This window comes from Streptomyces sp. NPDC104307 (assembly GCF_055584045.1).
This window is the reverse complement of sequence record NZ_JBVJMU010000003.1, coordinates 92,481-107,224: the sequence shown is the minus strand read 5'-3', so window position 1 is coordinate 107,224 and position 14,744 is coordinate 92,481. Positions and strand designations below refer to the sequence as shown.

Below are 14,744 nucleotides of genomic sequence, written 5' to 3'. Positions count from 1 at the left end.
AACCGATTGAACACGACCGAAAGTTCGGCGAGTTGGACCAAGTGGTCCGGGCCCATCTGGGCCGCACGCCGGATGACGAGGAAGCTCTGGAGGCCTATCTCCGGCACAGTTGGCGGACTCGCCCATGGGCTATCGCAACAGCCGCGTACCAACTGCGCGAATACGCTCGAACTCCCCCGGGACGATTGCGGCTGCGCCTGGGGGAATTCTACCCGGTGCCGGACGTGGGGCTTCCTGACTCGGAGATTCAAGCCTGGCTGCTTACCCTTGCCGAGCGCCTGAGCCAGAGCGTCGACAACGGAGCGGCCCCGAAGCCCGCGACCCCCCGCACCCACTGGGAATGGCATGCCCGGTTCCCCGAGCTGGGGCAGCTTCTCGGCGGCTGGTTCTCGCAGGACACGGTGGACGAGTTCGGTGACCACGATCTGGCACTTCAGGAATACACGAACGAAACTGACCCGGGCCTGCTCGCGCAGTTGGCCGGCGAATTGCGTGACCTACTCGCGCTCCCGTTGGGAGAGTCCGACTACGTGCTGGCACTCACTGAGCTGGGCATGGAAGTTGATCCACCGTGGCCGCTGAGCGCTGGTGCCTGGCTCGCGGAGCTGTCCGAGACAATCTGACAGCCCGAAGGAAGCTTCGCGCACCAGCTGCCCGATCACGACGACCGCGAGCGGTTCCTCGCCGGTATCGTCCTCATCCTGGCGGGCTGCGCAGCCCTTGCACGGTGACCGCGCTCGTCCCAGGAGGGCCGGCGAGTTGGTGACGCCATTGATCGCTGCCGAGTCCGCTGATTGAGTGGCCGGCATGAATGATCTTGCCTGGCCGCCTGCCCCGATCAAGACCGAGAGGCTCGTGCTCCGTGAGCCCGAGGCCCGTGACCGTCCGGCGTTCGTCGAGCTGCTCGCGTCGCCAGAGGTGCATACCTACCTCGGCGGCCCCCGCCCCAGTGACGAGCTTGAGCGTGAGATGCCCAGGGTGCCCGAGCGGTGGCCCGGGAGTTTCGTCGTTGAGCTCGACGGGTCGATGATCGGCCAGGTCCTGCTCAGGAGAGCAACAGGGCACCGTCGCCCGGCTGCCGCGGGGAAGGTCGATCTCGGCTATCTCTTCCTGCCGCAGGCGTGGGGATTCGGGTATGCCGCCGAGGCGTGCGCAGCGGCACTCGGCTGGCTCGACGGCGTCCTTCCCGGCGAGCCGGTGGTTCTCACCACCCAGAGCGCCAACTACGGCTCCATGCGCCTCGCGGCGAAGCTGGGGTTCACCGAGGTCGAGCGGTTCGAGGCCTGGGACGCCGAGCAATGGCTCGGCTTGCGGTCCCCGGTCGCGTCCTCCGATTGAGCTCGTACCCGAAAGCACTGCGAGAGCGGAGCCCGGCGTGTGCGTGTTTCACTGGACTGCATGTCCTCGGCTCTTGGTGTGTCCCGACCAGACCAGGCTTCCTACATGCTGCGAGGCGCTGCCAGCGATGCCGGCCGCGCGTACAGGCAGCAGCTACTTGACCTGTGGGACTACTTGCGGGTGTAGGTCAGGCTCCGCTCGGTGTGGTCGACCAGCCTGCGCAGGGTGTCGTTCGGCAGCAGCGTGAGGGTGGTGGGTTTGCCCGGCGCGCAGGATGAGGACGGCTCGGCGACGACCGGGTCGGTCGCGTCGATGTGCACCGGGCCGTCGGAGCCCGACGCGTCCGCCAGGTCGCCTTTGAAGACGCAGTGGTAGGTGCCGTCGCCGTTCTTCTTGGGGCCGTCAGCGACGAGCGAGAGGACCGTGTCACCCACGTCTCCCTGTTTGATGGTCAGGCTGAGGGTTCCCGTGCCGGAATCGTTGTCGACGGCGGTCCACGTACCCAGGAACGCCGTCGGCACCGAGCCGTCCTCCGAGCCGGTGCCGTGCTCGCCGTCCCCCCTCGTCAGGATGTAGAGCACGCTCCCGGCGCTCAGCGTCGCGACCAGGGCCACGATCAGCAGCGCGACGCGTCCGCGCCTGCGGGCGGGCGGGCGCTGGGGCGAGGGAGAGGGCTGGGGAGGGAGAGGGCTCTGGTCCGTGCCGGGGTTGGTGAGTTGGTGCGGCGGGGCGGCGCCCACGAACGAGACCGCCGCCGGGCCCGGCGCACTTGCCGGGGCCGGGGCCGGGGGCGTGTCACGCGGGGGTGAGGGCGCCGGAGGCTCCGGGTTTTCCGTGTCCAGGAGGCTTACCGCGTGCCGGCCCAGCTGGGCCACCAGGGAGCCGGGCAGCCACGGGTCGTGCGACACGCCGTCGGAGACCGTGTCCTGCGTGCCCGCGTGCCGCAGCACGTCCGCGAGACCGGGACGCGCCGCGGGATCCTTCTCCAGGCAGGCCAGTACGAGGCCCGCGAGGGCCTTCGGTACGCCCCTCAGGTCGGGCTTCTCATGCGCGATGCGGTACATGAGCACGTGTGATCCGGTCTGGGCAGTACCGAAGGGCATCTTGCCGGTGGCGGCGTAGACGAGGACCGAGCCGAGGCAGAAGATGTCGCAGGCGGGCGTGATCCGGTCGCCGCGCACCTGCTCGGGCGCCATGAATCCGGGCGAACCGACCAGCGCACCGGCACGGGTGACACCGCCGTCGGACACCGTGTCCAGGGCCCGTGCGATGCCGAAGTCGATGACGCGGGGACCGTCGATGGTGAGGAGGACGTTGGACGGCTTGAGGTCGCGGTGGACGAGCCCGGCGGTGTGGATGTCCCGGAGGGCGTGGGCGAGGCCGGCGGCCAGCGTGCCCAACGAGCGCTCCGGCAGGGGACCGTGGTCGTGCCCGACGACCTGCTGGAGACTGGGACCGGCGACGTAGCCGGTGGCGACCCATGGCACGGCGGCCTCGGTGTCGGCGTCCAGCACCGGCGCCGTCCAGTGTCCGCCGACCCGCCGCGCCGCCTCCACCTCGTACCGGAACCGTGCCCGGAACTCCTCCCGTGCGGCCAGTTCCTCGCGCACCAGCTTGACGGCGACCGTGCGCCCCCGGTCCGAACGGGCGAGGTGGACGTGGCCCATTCCGCCCGAGCCCAGCCGCCCCAGCAACCGGTATCCGCCGATCTGCCTCGGGTCCCCGTCCCCAAGCTCCTGCACGTCGCGCCGCCTTCCCCCGCACGTGAGCCCGCGTAAGCAACAGAGCGAGAATACTGCGGCACCGTTGCACCGTGGTGTGAACAGGTCCACGGTTCAGCGACAGAGGCGACGACCGTCCGTAGTGGTCAGCCGGTCAGGTGGTCGAAGGCGGCGCGCACGTGGTCGCTCAGTTGCTTGATCTGAGCGTCGGTGTACCAGGCCGCGAGAAGGCCGACCCCGCCCTCGCTGTACGGAAGCCGACGGTGCCACAGTCGGTCCGTACGACCGCAGCACATCTCTCGATCAGCCGAGCCGAGAGGCCGACCGTGGGTACAGGACCGCCACCCGCTCCCGAGGAAGGGTTTCTTCCCATGACCGCACAGCCCGCACGCCCTGGGCTCATCAGTCCCGAGCCGTTCAAGCCCTCTCTCGTCAGAGCGGTTTTCGGGGACGTGACCCCGATGCACGTCTCCCGGTCGGCCACGTGGGCCGCCGCCTCTGTGACGCGGACCGTGCTGGCGGAGATCATCGCCGGCGCGCGGAGAGCTGCGGCGGAGGAGGCCCGGAAGAAGCTGATACCCAGGGACCTCATCTCGGCGATCGACCGGAACGTCGAGGTCCAAGTGGCGAACACGTGGTACGGCTACAGCCCGACGTTCAAAGACCTGAACGGTGTCCAGTACGACGCCGAGGGTGTCATCGTGCTCCCTCCTAAGCGCAGCAGGTCGCGCAGGCCGAGCGCGGTGGTCGGCGCCCACCGGTTCGAGGCCGGGGTAAAGAAGCTGCTGCGGAACCAGGGGGTGACGGCCGTCCCGGCGATGGTCCGCGACCTGGACGGGATCGTGAGCGTGTTCCTGACGGACCTCGCCCGGGACGCGGCCATGGTCGTCCGCGAGGGCGGGGTCAAACGCTTCGGCACGGTTTCCCTCGCGACGTCGGGCGAACCGGACGCCCCGGCCCCGTCCTCCCTCAAGAATTACCTCGGGGCCCTGTCCACCCGCAGAGGGGACGCGCGGACCATCGGCAGGGACGACATCCTGGCCGCCACCACGGTTCAGTTGTTCGGCGACATCCGGCAGCAGGCCCTCGCCGAGGCACGCGAGGCGACGCAGTCGTACAGCCCCTCGCACCTGGTCGCAGTACCGCCTACGGAGGAGGAAGTCATAGACCGCCCGCCAGTACGGGAAATCGACCGGCAGGGCTGATCAGGCAACGGGCTTCCGGCCAGTTCCGTAACTCTGTTCAACCGGCGGCCCCACGGAAAGAGAGGATGCCGTATGGAACGGGCCGGGCTTCACGAGACCTCGTGCCCGCTCTGCTGGGGAGAAGCCTGCGCGCCTGTAGTTGGCGCCGGAAGGACTTCAGGCACCCATTTCCTGTAGCGCGGTAACGGCCCGCGCGGTAACGGTGCCGATGACGCGCCTGATCGCCGCGTCGTCCGAGCGGGGCCGGCAACGACCGGACGTCCGGCCCTCAGAACTCGTTGCCTGCCTCACCGGCCTCAGTCCATTCGAGCAGCCGATCAATGAACGGAACGATGTCTTGCGGAGACGAGACCGCAAAGTGCTGCGGAATGGCCTGTCCACTGTCCAGGTCAGCGACATCCAACTCCACGTCGCCCCCACGCCACAGTGCGAGTCGCCCTCCCCGCACACCTTTGAGAAGGTCCAGCCACATGACGGGATCACTGCCCGCACTTTCTGGGTTCTCTCCTGACTCGCACTCGATCCCTTGAGCCCTGAGTACAGCTTGGTGCTCGGCGATCCACTGTCGGAACGTTGGCGTGAAGTCCGTATCTGTCACTTGGCCGGCAACCCTTCGATGTTCGGAGCGGGCGGGAACGCGCCAGGGCTCGCCTTCGGGCATGTGCGGCCGGGTCAGCCGGGTTCACCGCGGGAGTTCAGCCGTGCGGGAGGCTCAGACCGCCCTCACTCGGCGCAGCCAGTCGCCCACCAGGCGGTGCCAGTCGGTGCGGTCGAGATCGTGGTGCGCCACTACGAATCGTTCAGCCGGAGGCTTCTCGTCCCAGGACTGGATGCCGTGGCCGGAGCGTCGCAGCAGGACCTCGCAGCCAACCGCGTTGGTGAGGAGGACGAGTTCGAGGTCCGTGCCGATCCCGTCCGTCGTGCGGTCCCGCAGTTCGAGCAACTGGTAGAAGTCGAAGGCCTGGTCGACGTCCGGGATCCACTCCTCGACCAACCGCCCCGCCTCGCAGGTGTATCCGTGCCCGGCAAAGGCGTCGAGGACGGCCTCGTGCAGGGGCAGGGGCGAGACGTGCAGCAGGTCCTCGTCCGAACCGGGCCTGAGCGCGCTGTCCTCCACGCGCGTCCGCAGTTCCAGGACGATCCCCAGCGCACGCCCCGCCACCTCGGTGAAGGGCGTCGCCCAGGGCAGCCGGACCGTGAACGGCACGACGACCTCCTCGCCCCTCGGGATCGGGAAGGGGCCGTACGCATAGCCGCGATTGACCTCGTCGTCCCCGGCTCCGGAGCCGGGGGCGGCGGGCCAGGTCGCCAGCACCTCGAAGGAGAAGCCCTGGATCTCCGTGCCGAGCAGGCCGCCCCGGACCACCACCTGGCCGGGGACCGTGTCTCCAGGACGCACGACGCCGGCGAGCACCTGCGCGTCGACGTCCACCGGGCCTCCGCCCGCCCGTGCAAGCATTCGAGTGAACATCCCCGCAGCATACGGTCACCGTCGTCAGCCAACGTGCCGGCGCTCACGGTCTTCCAGGTCCTGGTCGTGGGGTTGGCCCGGGGTTCGATGCCCGAGTCGTCCGTAGCGGTCACCGCGATGGTGAACCTCTTCACGTCCGTGGTCCCCAGGAACCGCGAGCGCCGACAGGGGCGAGTGCCCCGGCGAAGGCTGCCCCTGGTACGCCGTCGGCCCGCCGCCCCGGCCGGTCGACGCACCCGAACAGGCGACCCCCCATACCCTGTTCCCCGTGAACGAGATGCCGCAGGATCACCGGCCGGTCAAGTCCGTACGCGTACTGCTCGCAGAGGACCAGGGGATGATGCGGGGCGCGCTCGCCCTGCTGCTCGGGCTGGAGCCGGACATCGAGGTGGTGGCCCAGGTCGGGGCCGGGGACGAGATCGTGGCCGCCGCGGTCTCCTCGCGGCCCGATGTGGCGCTGCTGGACATCGAGCTGCCGGGGCGCAGCGGTCTGGACGCGGCCGCCGATCTCCGGGAGGAGGTGCCGGACTGCCGGGTGCTGATCCTCACCACGTTCGGGCGGCCGGGGTATCTGCGGCGGGCGATGGAGGCCGGGGCGGCGGGGTTCCTGGTGAAGGACGGGCCGGTCGAGGACCTGGCAGAGGCGATCCGGCGGGTGCTGGCCGGGGAGACCGTCATCGATCCGGCGCTGGCCGCCGCCGCGCTGAGCGCGGGCCCCAGTCCGCTGACCGCCCGGGAGCGCGATGCGCTGATGGCCTCTGTGGACGGGGCGACGGTCGCGGACATCGCGGCGAAGCTGCACCTGTCGGAGTCGACGGTGCGCAACTACCTCTCGTCCGCGATCGGCAAGACCGCCACCCGTAACCGGATGGAGGCGGTCCGGGCCGCGCGGCAGCAGGGCTGGCTCTGAGGGCCGGTCCGCGAGGGCCGTGCTCAGCGCTGTACGGAGGAACGGTGGCGCGGCAGAGGATTAGCAGCAGTCCGGTCGGCAGGACCGGGCCCGACGTCCGGAAGGCCAGGGCGTAGCCGCAGGCGGAACCCAGGCCGGTTCGCGTGAGGCCGAAGCCCACAGCTGTTGCCAACCCGCGGGGCGGGCGGACGCCCGACCGCTCGACCGGTCGTCCGCTCCAGGCCCCCGCGGCGAGACAGTCACCGCGAGCCGGTCACCGGGTGTGACTCGGCACGGAGGGGGCCCGGGACCCAACTGTGGATCCAAGAAGGCCCGTTCAGGCGGCCTGCAGGCCCTCGCCCCGTTCGGAGACCGTCTTCGGGGAGCCGACGGGGAAGATCGTGGTGTGCTCCCCGAGCAGCGCGTCGGCGACGCTCAGGGCCTGCGGCACGTCACGGGTGCCGGTCATGACGCACAGGGTGTAGGCGGCGTCCTCGACCGCTCCCGCCGTGGAGTCCGTGGGGAAGCGGTCGTCATGGATGCGGGCGTCGGCATAGCGGGCCAGGGCTACACGCAGGTCCTGCGGGCTGGGGTTCAGCACGGTGAAGTACTCCTCATAGTCCGGTGTCGGGGCAGATGCCCCAGGCGGCGAGACCGCCTGTCATGGGATACCCGCTGCCGTCCGGCTGGGTGGATGCGCAGCGGCGCACGCGCCATTGCGAGATCCATCTGGTCGCATACCCCTGAACGCACCTGCCAATCAGGCGACTTGGGACCTCTTCATATGTGCGGCCCCGCACGGACGCGGGGCCGCACATATGTCACCCGTCACGAGCAGGATGTGGGGCCGACGGGGTAGGCGTGAGGCGAGCGACTGCGGGGCCGGTGAGCTCCCGCAGCACGATGTCCCGTCTGCGTCGCAGGTGGCACGGACCCCCGTGCTCCCGGGGCGCCGCCTTGGGGGCTGTAGATAAGTGAGGTGCTGCAGTGACCGCGATCGAGCCGGATACCGAAGGCATGCGCGCTTCTGGCCGTGGCACGGCCGGGGGCGCTGGGACGACGTTGGCGGAGTTGTTGCGGGCGGCGGAGAACGCGCCGCCGGTGGAGTCCCTCGATGTGGTCGCCCGGATCTTGAAGGAACGGCTCGGAGCCGTCGCCGTGTCGTTCCTGATCACCGACTTCACCGGAAGCTCGGTGGTCCGACTGGGTACCGCGGGCAGTGTCGAAACCGGTGAACGGGCCCGGCGAATCCCGCTGGCGGGAACCATCTACGACGACGTGATCCGCTCCCAGCGCCCGACGGTGGAGGCTGCGGGCCGAGGGGATCTGGTGCGGGTCGTGGCGCCGGTGACCAACCGCGGGGACGCTATCGGACTGCTGGAGCTGTCCCTGTCCTCGGCGCCGGATGCCGAGGTGCTGCAGGAGGTCGGTGAGGCCGCGCACGCGCTGGCTTATGTCGTCATCGCCAACCGGCCCTTCACCGACCTGTATCAGTGGGGCCGGCGCACCCTTCCACTCAGCCTGGCCGCGGAGATCCAGCACCGGCTGCTCCCGTCGTCGCTGACGTGCGAGGCGGCGCAGTTCGCGGTCGCGGGGGCGCTGGAGCCGGCCGACCACGTCGGGGGCGACACCTTCGACTACGTCCTGGACCGCGACACCGTACAGATCTCGATCACCGACGCCATGGGCCATGACGTGCGGGCGGCCCTGCTGGCCACTCTGGCGGTCGGTGCCCTGCGCCGGGCCCGGCGGGCGGGTGCCGACCTGGTGGAACAGGCACGCCAGGCGGATGAGGCCCTGCGGCAGCACGACCAGCCGGGATACGTGACCGGCCAGCTCCTGCGGATCAATCTGCGCGAGGGTGGGACCGAGTTCGTCAACGCCGGTCACCCCTGGCCCCTGCGACTGCGCGAAGGCCAGGTGGAGCAGGTCGTCCCCGAGGTCGACATGCCTTTCGGCGTCCACCTCCGGCACGATTACCGGGCGCAGAAACTGGACGTACGGCCCGGCGACCGTCTGGTGCTGTTCAGCGACGGCATGCTCGAACGCAACGTCAAGACCGTGGACCTCCCGGACATGATCGTCCGCACCCGCGGCCTGCACCCCAGGGAGGCGGCCCGCGCCCTGATCAGCGCGGTCGCCGAAGCCGGCGAAGGCCACCTGGAGGACGACGCGACCGTCGTCTGCCTGGACTGGCACGGCACCGACAGCTCCCAGCGCGACGCCGACACCGGTGCCAACCTCACCGATGCCTCCGCCGCATCACCTCGTCACCACTGACCCGGAGCTGCCGCCCCGACGGGCCTTCTCCCACCGGCGGCGGCAGCCTCAGGAGAGCCGACCGGTCTTCGGCCACAGGGCTCTGTGCGGCATGGCAGAACATGCTCCTGCCGCCTGAGGCCCGTACGCGCCCGGGACCGAGGTCGCGCTTCCCGGGTGGCCACACGCCCTGCGGCCTCCACGCAGGCCCGTCCGGTCGGGACGGGCGTTGGTTCACGTGCGGGAGATCAGGGCGTTCACGTGAGGGAGATCAGGGCGATGATGCTCTTACCGCCGGGGTGGGCGGTGACGGACACCTGCTTGGCGAGCCGGCGCACCAGGGCCCAGCCGTAGCCCCCGATGCGGCCGACACCTGAGGTCTCGTCGTCGGCGTCGCAGGTGACCGGCAGGTCCGGGCTGGCGTCCGCCACCGCGAGGCGGAGTCCCTCGTCGGTGAGTTCGGCGGCGAATCCGGTGAGTCCGCCGCCGTGCCGAACGGCGTTGGTCACCAGTTCCGAGGTGATGAGCAGCGCGTCGGCCACGATCACGTCGGCTGCCAGCCCTTCGCCCACCAGCCCCCCGAACTGTGACGTCAGGAGCCGCATGACAGTGTCACGGGCCGCAGCCGCGTTCTCCGGGACGGGAGTAGTCACGGACTCATCCCACCCATCGGTTGGATTCGCGCCGTCGTCCGCCATCTCTCGTTCCCCGTGCATCGTCTTCATCGCATGCCCGGCCGGACCTCGCCCACACGCCGTTCTCTCGGACAGTTGTCTCTCATCCAGTGACGGCCGCATCAACATCGTCCGCGAACCGGAACGCACTGTCGGTGCCGGTGACCTCGAACAAGCGGCGCACATTCGCGCTCAGGGGGCCGGCCACGACCATGGTCACCCCGGCCTTGTCGTGCTTGCGCTTGCCGAGCAACAGGGCATGCAGACCGGACGAGTCGGCGAAGTCCACGCCGGACAGGTCCACCACTGTTCGCCGCCCCCCGTTCCCGGCCGCATTCGTCAGCGTCTCGACCAACGCGGCGGATCCCGCCCAGCCGTCCAGACTGCCCTGGACCCGGACCAACACGACGCCGTCGCCGACGACCTCCAGGACCGGATCTGCGTCTTCCCCTCGCGATGAGGGCTCTCTCATAGTTGTCACACGGCATCATTACAGAGCTGAACGGATGTTCTGCAACGCGCTCGCGAAGAGGAAGAGCGAGGTGCGCGTTTCCCTACGCCGTCGCCGCGCTTGCTTCCTGGCCCCCTGATGTCTCCCGCGCGTCTCCGGCCTGCTGTTCATCACGTGGGCATCGGGATTATCACGCGGGCATCGGGAAAAAAGAGCCGGATGGAAAGCTCCGAAGCGGGTGCAAACACCGTCCCCCCGGTGGGCGACGCGCTGATGTCCGACCTGTTCGCCGGCGCACGCGCGGGCATGTACGCCGTCGATGCACACGGCGTAGTGATCGCCTGCAACCCGTGGGCGGAGCGCCTGCTGGGCTACGCGCCGCACACCCTGATCGGCGTCAACGCAGACCAGGCCCTGCACCCCCACTCCGGCGACGGACTCCGCCTGCCGGCCCAGCGCTCCGTCCTCGAAGACGTCGCCCTGGGCAAGCGCTCCAGCGGCGACCGAGCGGTCCTGCTCCGGGCCGACGGCAGCGCGCTCCAGGTCTGGTGGAGCGCGGCACCGCTGCCCTCCGACGCCCGGCACGGCAGCGGTGCGGTCGTCGTCTTCCATGACGTCTCCGCGCAGCGTGAGCGTGACGGGCAGCGAGCAGACCGCTACGCGCACAGTGAGACGATGCGCGAGCAGGCCGAATACGACCTCGCGGAGATCGCCTGGCTCGCCGAAGTGACACTGGCCCTGGTCAGCACCCTGAAAGCGGACGAAGCACTGCGCCGCCTGGTACGGCTCCTGGTGCCGCGCCTGGCTGACACCGCGGTCATCCATCTCGGTGAGAGCCACACACCGGAACGCACGGCATGGGCTCACCACGCACCGGATGTGCTGCCCGCACACCCCTCGGACACCCACTCCCTTCCCGACGCACCCGCCCACGCCGAAGCGCTGGGGCGGGTGATGCGGGGGGACGGCATCCAGCACCTCACCCCACCCACCGACCGCCCCGGCTCGGACCTGCTCGGTGCGGTCGGCGCAGCCGAGATCGTCGTGGTCCCGCTGCGGCTGCGCACCACCACGTTCGGAGCCCTGACGCTGATCCGCTCCGCGGCCGGCCAGCCGTACAACGAGGCGGACCGGGTCGTGGCCGAGGAAGTAGCCCGCCGTACCGCGCTGGGGCTGGAGAACACCCGCCTGCACACGGCCCAGGCAGACATCGCCGCCACGCTCCAGCGAGCCCTGCTCACCAACCTGCCAGACGTACCAGGACTGGAGCTGGCCGCGCACTACCAGCCCGCTCAGCACGCCGCGGAGGTCGGGGGCGACTGGTACGACGCGTTCCCGCTGGAAGGCGGCGACACCGCCCTGGTCATCGGGGACGTCACCGGACACGACATCCAAGCAGCCTCACGGATGAGCGAGTTGCGCAACATGCTCCGCGCTCTGGCCGTCGACCGGCCGGAAGAGCGCCCGGGACAGATCCTCCGGCGGCTCGATACCGCCCAGGCCCGGCTGTCCCTCGCCGACTCCGCCACCACCGTCCTCGCCCGACTCAGACCCGGCGACGCGGGATCCTGGGATCTGGCCTGGTCGATCGCCGGCCACCCGCCGCCTCTGTTGATCACCGCCGACGGCACCACCACCTACCTCACCAGCGGAAAGTCACTCCTGCTCGGCGTCCGCCCCGGCACGGAGCGCCCCACCGCCGGAATCCAGCTGCCGCCCGGCGCGACCCTGCTGCTCTACACCGACGGACTGATCGAATCCCGGACCCAGAGTCTCGACGCGGGCATGACCCGCCTGCGCCAGCACATCACCACCCACCAGCACCTGCCACTGCCTCAACTGTGCGCCCAGCTGGCCCGCGAACTCGGCGACACCCGCGACGACATCACGCTCATAGCCGCCCGCACCCCGCCACGGAACTGAGGCGAGCAGCATGGAGCGCCCCGTCCGGTCACCCGCCGGTCGGGGCTCTTCGCCGCTCCGACCAGTGACTCCGCCCCAGGTGTTCAGCGCTGTACGGACGGCCGGTGGCGCGGCAGCCAGAGGATCATCAGCAGCAGGCCGCCCAGCAGGACCGAGCCCGACGTCCGGAAGGCCAGGGCGTAGCCGGCCGTGAGGTCTGCCGGGCCCGTTCCGCCGTCCGTGCGGGCGGCGGCGACCGTGGAGAGGACGGCCAGGCCGAGCGCGCCGCCCATCGTGCGGGAGGTGTTGACGAGTCCGGAGACCAGTCCGGCCTCGCCGGGGGCCGCGCCCGAGGTGGCCAGCGAGGCGAGCGGGGTGGCCGCGAGGCCGGTGCCGGCCATCATCAGCACGCCGGGCAGGCAGATCGAGGTGAGGTAGTCGCCGTCGGCGGTCATCGTGGACTGCCAGCCGAAGCCCGCGGCGGCGACCACCGTGCCGACGAGCGCCAGGTTCTTCGCTCCGACCCGGGCCATCAGCCGGGGGGCGCACTTGGAGCCGACGACGATGGCCACCGAGGTCGGCATCAGGGCGAGTCCGGCCTCCAGCGCGGTGTAGCCCAGGACGTTCTGCGCGTACACGGTCATGAAGTACCACATGGAGAACGTGGCCGAGCCGATCAGGAACATCGCCACGTTGGCCGAGGCCACCGCCCGTGCGCCGAGCACCCGCAGCGGCATCAGCGGTCTCGCCGTACGGGATTCCACCAGGACGAACAGGGCGAGCAGCGCCACTCCACCGAGCAGCGGCAGCAGGGTCGCGGACGCGGTCCAGCCCGACTCCTCCGTCTGCACGATGCCGTACGCGACGGAGGCCAGGCCCGCCGTGACGAGCAGTGCGCCCGGGAAGTCGATCCGGCTCCGCTCGCCGGTCCGGCCCTCGGCCAGGTAGACCGCGGCGCCGGCGATGACGAGCACGCCGACCGGCACGTTGATCAGCAGGACCCACCGCCAGGAGAGCGCGTCGGTGAGCACCCCGCCGATCAGCCCGCCGGCCGCGCCGCCGCCCGCGCCGACCGCCATCCAGGTGCCGATGGCCCTGGCCCGTGCGGGTCCTTCGGGCACGGCCGCGGTGAGCAGGGTGAGGGTCGCGGGGGCGAGTACGGCGGCGCCGAGGCCTTGCGCGGCGCGGGCGGCGAGCAGCTGCCAGCCCTCCTGGGCGAGTCCGCCGGCCAGCGAGGCGGCGGTGAACAGGCCGAGGCCGACGAGGAACATCAGCTTGCGGCCGTACAGGTCGGCGGCCCGCCCGCCGAGCAGCATGAATCCGGCGAACGCGATCGAGTAGGCGTTCAGCACCCACTGGAGCCCGGCGGTGCTCAGCCCCAGGTCTGTCCGCATGGAGGGGAGAGCGACGTTGACGACGGACACGTCGAGGACGACGAGGAACTGGCCGACGCAGGCGGCGAGCACCACCGCCCAGGTGCGAGTACGGGTGCGGGGACGGCCGGTGCGGCGTGTGGGCGTCGAGACGTCAACCATGACGTCATAGTCGCAGCCGCCCCGCACCCCGTACATCGGTTTCCGGACCGTACCCGGGTCCGTCCAGCGGCGTAGGACCGGGGCGCGGGTGGCCCGCCGGGGTCAGCGGCGCAGGAGTGTCACGACCGCGGCGCCGCCGAGCCCGATGTTGTGGGCGAGTGCGGTGCGGGCGTCCGGCACCTGGCGGGGGCCGGCCTCGCCCCTGAGCTGCCAGGTGAGTTCGGCGGCCTGGGCGATTCCGGTGGCGCCGAGCGGGTGGCCCTTGGAGATCAGTCCGCCCGAGGGGTTGACCACCCAGCGGCCGCCGTGGGTGGTGGCGCCGGACTCGACGAGCGCGCCGGACTCGCCCTCGCCGCACAGCCCGAGCGCCTCGTAGGTGAGGAGTTCGTTGATGGAGAAGCAGTCGTGGAGTTCGATGACGTCGAGCTCCTCGGCGCCGATGCCCGCGCTCTCGTAGACCTGGCGGGCGGCCTCCCGTGACATAGGCAGGCCGACCGCGTCGATGCAGGTGCCGGAGGCGAAGGAGGCCTCGGTGTCGGTCGTCATGGCCTGGGCGGCGATCTCGACGGCCCGGTCACCGAGACCGTGTTCCTCGACGAAGCGTTCGGAGACGACGACGGCCGCGGCCGCCCCGTCGGAGGTCGGTGAGCACTGGAGCCGGGTGAGCGGGTGGTGGATCGGTTTGGCGGCGAGGACCTCGTCCACCGTGTACGGGTCCTGGAACTGGGCGTACGGGTTGCCCGTCGAGTGGCGGTGGTTCTTCGCGGCGACGGCAGCGAGCTGCGCCTCGGTCGTGCCGTACCTCTTCATGTGCTCGCGGGCCGCGTTGCCGAAGATCTGGGCGGTGGGCGGGGTCATCTCGAAGCCGTGGGCGGCGGCCATGATCCCGTAGTGGCGGGCGACGGGGGACGTCTTGAAATCACCCGCGCCGCCGTCGGAGCCGCCGCCGCCGAGTGATCCGCGCGCCATCTTCTCGAAGCCGAGCGCGAGGACGCAGTCGCTGCCGCCGCCCTCGACGAACTGGCGGGCCATCATCAGCGCGGTGGAGCCGGTGGCGCAGTTGTTGTTGACGTTGTAGACGGGTATCCCGGTCAGTCCGAGTCCGTACACGGCCCGCTGTCCGGCGGTGGAGGCCTGGAAGCAGTAGCCGACGGCGGCCTGCTGGATGTCCTCGTACCCGATACCGGCATCGGTGAGCGCCGCCGTGCCCGCCTCCTTCACCATGTCCCAGTACTGCCAGTCGCGGCTTTCGGGCTTCTCGAACTTCGTCATGCCGACGCCGACGATGTATGACCTCAT

General features: G+C 70.5%; 14 protein-coding genes. 6 read left to right on the top strand and 8 right to left on the bottom strand.

The genetic code is table 11. The features are described from left to right. Window positions 1-32 precede the first annotated feature (32 nt). Window positions 33-623 (top strand): contact-dependent growth inhibition system immunity protein, encoded by a 591-nt coding sequence (locus ACZ601_RS10520; protein WP_469535533.1) that lies wholly within the window; start codon window positions 33-35, stop codon window positions 621-623. A 184-nt stretch (window positions 624-807) separates the two neighbouring features. After that, complete coding sequence (locus ACZ601_RS10515) at window positions 808-1,338, top strand: GNAT family N-acetyltransferase (RefSeq protein ID WP_469535530.1); 531 nt, start codon at window positions 808-810, stop codon at window positions 1,336-1,338. 170 nt (window positions 1,339-1,508) lie between these two features. On the opposite strand, the gene ACZ601_RS10510 is transcribed toward ACZ601_RS10515, so the two are convergent. After that, a complete protein-coding gene (locus tag ACZ601_RS10510; RefSeq protein WP_469535527.1) occupies window positions 1,509-3,080 on the bottom strand; it encodes a serine/threonine-protein kinase in 1,572 nt (523 codons plus the stop codon). A gap of 350 nt (window positions 3,081-3,430) precedes the next feature. Between ACZ601_RS10510 and ACZ601_RS10505 the strand changes: the two genes are divergently transcribed. Beyond that, the gene (locus ACZ601_RS10505) at window positions 3,431-4,264 is read left to right on the top strand and encodes a hypothetical protein (protein ID WP_469535526.1); all 834 of its coding nucleotides are present in this window, start codon (window positions 3,431-3,433) and stop codon (window positions 4,262-4,264) included. Window positions 4,265-4,532: 268 nt separating this feature from the next. On the opposite strand, the gene ACZ601_RS10500 is transcribed toward ACZ601_RS10505, so the two are convergent. Beyond that, window positions 4,533-4,862 carry a hypothetical protein gene (locus tag ACZ601_RS10500; protein WP_469535523.1) on the bottom strand — a complete coding sequence of 110 codons (330 nt, stop codon included), beginning with the start codon at window positions 4,860-4,862 and terminating at the stop codon, window positions 4,533-4,535. Between the two features lie 114 nt (window positions 4,863-4,976). Beyond that, window positions 4,977-5,735 (bottom strand): sporulation protein, encoded by a 759-nt coding sequence (locus tag ACZ601_RS10495; RefSeq protein WP_469535520.1) that lies wholly within the window; start codon window positions 5,733-5,735, stop codon window positions 4,977-4,979. A gap of 277 nt (window positions 5,736-6,012) precedes the next feature. Between ACZ601_RS10495 and ACZ601_RS10490 the strand changes: the two genes are divergently transcribed. Next, window positions 6,013-6,645 (top strand): response regulator, encoded by a 633-nt coding sequence (locus ACZ601_RS10490; protein ID WP_469536458.1) that lies wholly within the window; start codon window positions 6,013-6,015, stop codon window positions 6,643-6,645. Between the two features lie 316 nt (window positions 6,646-6,961). On the opposite strand, the gene ACZ601_RS10485 is transcribed toward ACZ601_RS10490, so the two are convergent. After that, window positions 6,962-7,225 (bottom strand): DUF5133 domain-containing protein, encoded by a 264-nt coding sequence (locus ACZ601_RS10485; protein WP_440573597.1) that lies wholly within the window; start codon window positions 7,223-7,225, stop codon window positions 6,962-6,964. 416 nt (window positions 7,226-7,641) lie between these two features. Here ACZ601_RS10485 and ACZ601_RS10480 point away from each other — a divergent pair, with 416 nt between their 5' ends. After that, on the top strand, window positions 7,642-8,904 hold the full coding sequence (locus ACZ601_RS10480) for a PP2C family protein-serine/threonine phosphatase (protein WP_469536457.1): 1,263 nt from the start codon (window positions 7,642-7,644) through the stop codon (window positions 8,902-8,904). A gap of 236 nt (window positions 8,905-9,140) precedes the next feature. Here the strand turns inward: ACZ601_RS10480 and ACZ601_RS10475 are convergent, their stop codons facing one another. Further along, entirely contained in the window at window positions 9,141-9,536 is a 396-nt protein-coding gene (locus ACZ601_RS10475) for an ATP-binding protein (RefSeq protein WP_469535517.1), read from the bottom strand. A gap of 124 nt (window positions 9,537-9,660) precedes the next feature. Next, window positions 9,661-9,963, bottom strand: a complete 303-nt coding sequence (locus ACZ601_RS10470) for an STAS domain-containing protein (RefSeq protein WP_469536455.1) — start codon at window positions 9,961-9,963, stop codon at window positions 9,661-9,663. A gap of 303 nt (window positions 9,964-10,266) precedes the next feature. On the opposite strand from ACZ601_RS10470, the gene ACZ601_RS10465 reads away from it, so the two are divergent. Next, window positions 10,267-11,931, top strand: a complete 1,665-nt coding sequence (locus ACZ601_RS10465) for a PP2C family protein-serine/threonine phosphatase (RefSeq protein ID WP_469535514.1) — start codon at window positions 10,267-10,269, stop codon at window positions 11,929-11,931. 83 nt (window positions 11,932-12,014) lie between these two features. On the opposite strand, the gene ACZ601_RS10460 is transcribed toward ACZ601_RS10465, so the two are convergent. After that, window positions 12,015-13,445, bottom strand: coding sequence for an MFS transporter (locus ACZ601_RS10460; protein WP_440573594.1), 1,431 nt, complete (start codon window positions 13,443-13,445; stop codon window positions 12,015-12,017). A gap of 102 nt (window positions 13,446-13,547) precedes the next feature. Then, on the bottom strand, window positions 13,548-14,744 hold the full coding sequence (locus tag ACZ601_RS10455; protein WP_469535510.1) for a lipid-transfer protein: 1,197 nt from the start codon (window positions 14,742-14,744) through the stop codon (window positions 13,548-13,550).

Excerpts from the sequence above, each read along its gene's own strand:
- ACZ601_RS10515 (WP_469535530.1), top strand. The coding sequence starts at position 808 with ATGAATGATCTTGCCTGGCCGCCTGCCCCGATCAAGACCGAGAGGCTC.
- ACZ601_RS10505 (WP_469535526.1), top strand. The coding sequence starts at position 3,431 with ATGACCGCACAGCCCGCACGCCCTGGGCTCATCAGTCCCGAGCCGTTC.
- ACZ601_RS10495 (WP_469535520.1), bottom strand. The coding sequence starts at position 5,735 with ATGTTCACTCGAATGCTTGCACGGGCGGGCGGAGGCCCGGTGGACGTC.
- ACZ601_RS10490 (WP_469536458.1), top strand. The coding sequence starts at position 6,013 with ATGCCGCAGGATCACCGGCCGGTCAAGTCCGTACGCGTACTGCTCGCA.
- ACZ601_RS10480 (WP_469536457.1), top strand. The coding sequence starts at position 7,642 with ATGCGCGCTTCTGGCCGTGGCACGGCCGGGGGCGCTGGGACGACGTTG.
- ACZ601_RS10460 (WP_440573594.1), bottom strand. The coding sequence starts at position 13,445 with ATGGTTGACGTCTCGACGCCCACACGCCGCACCGGCCGTCCCCGCACC.
- ACZ601_RS10455 (WP_469535510.1), bottom strand. The coding sequence starts at position 14,744 with ATGAGGTCATACATCGTCGGCGTCGGCATGACGAAGTTCGAGAAGCCC.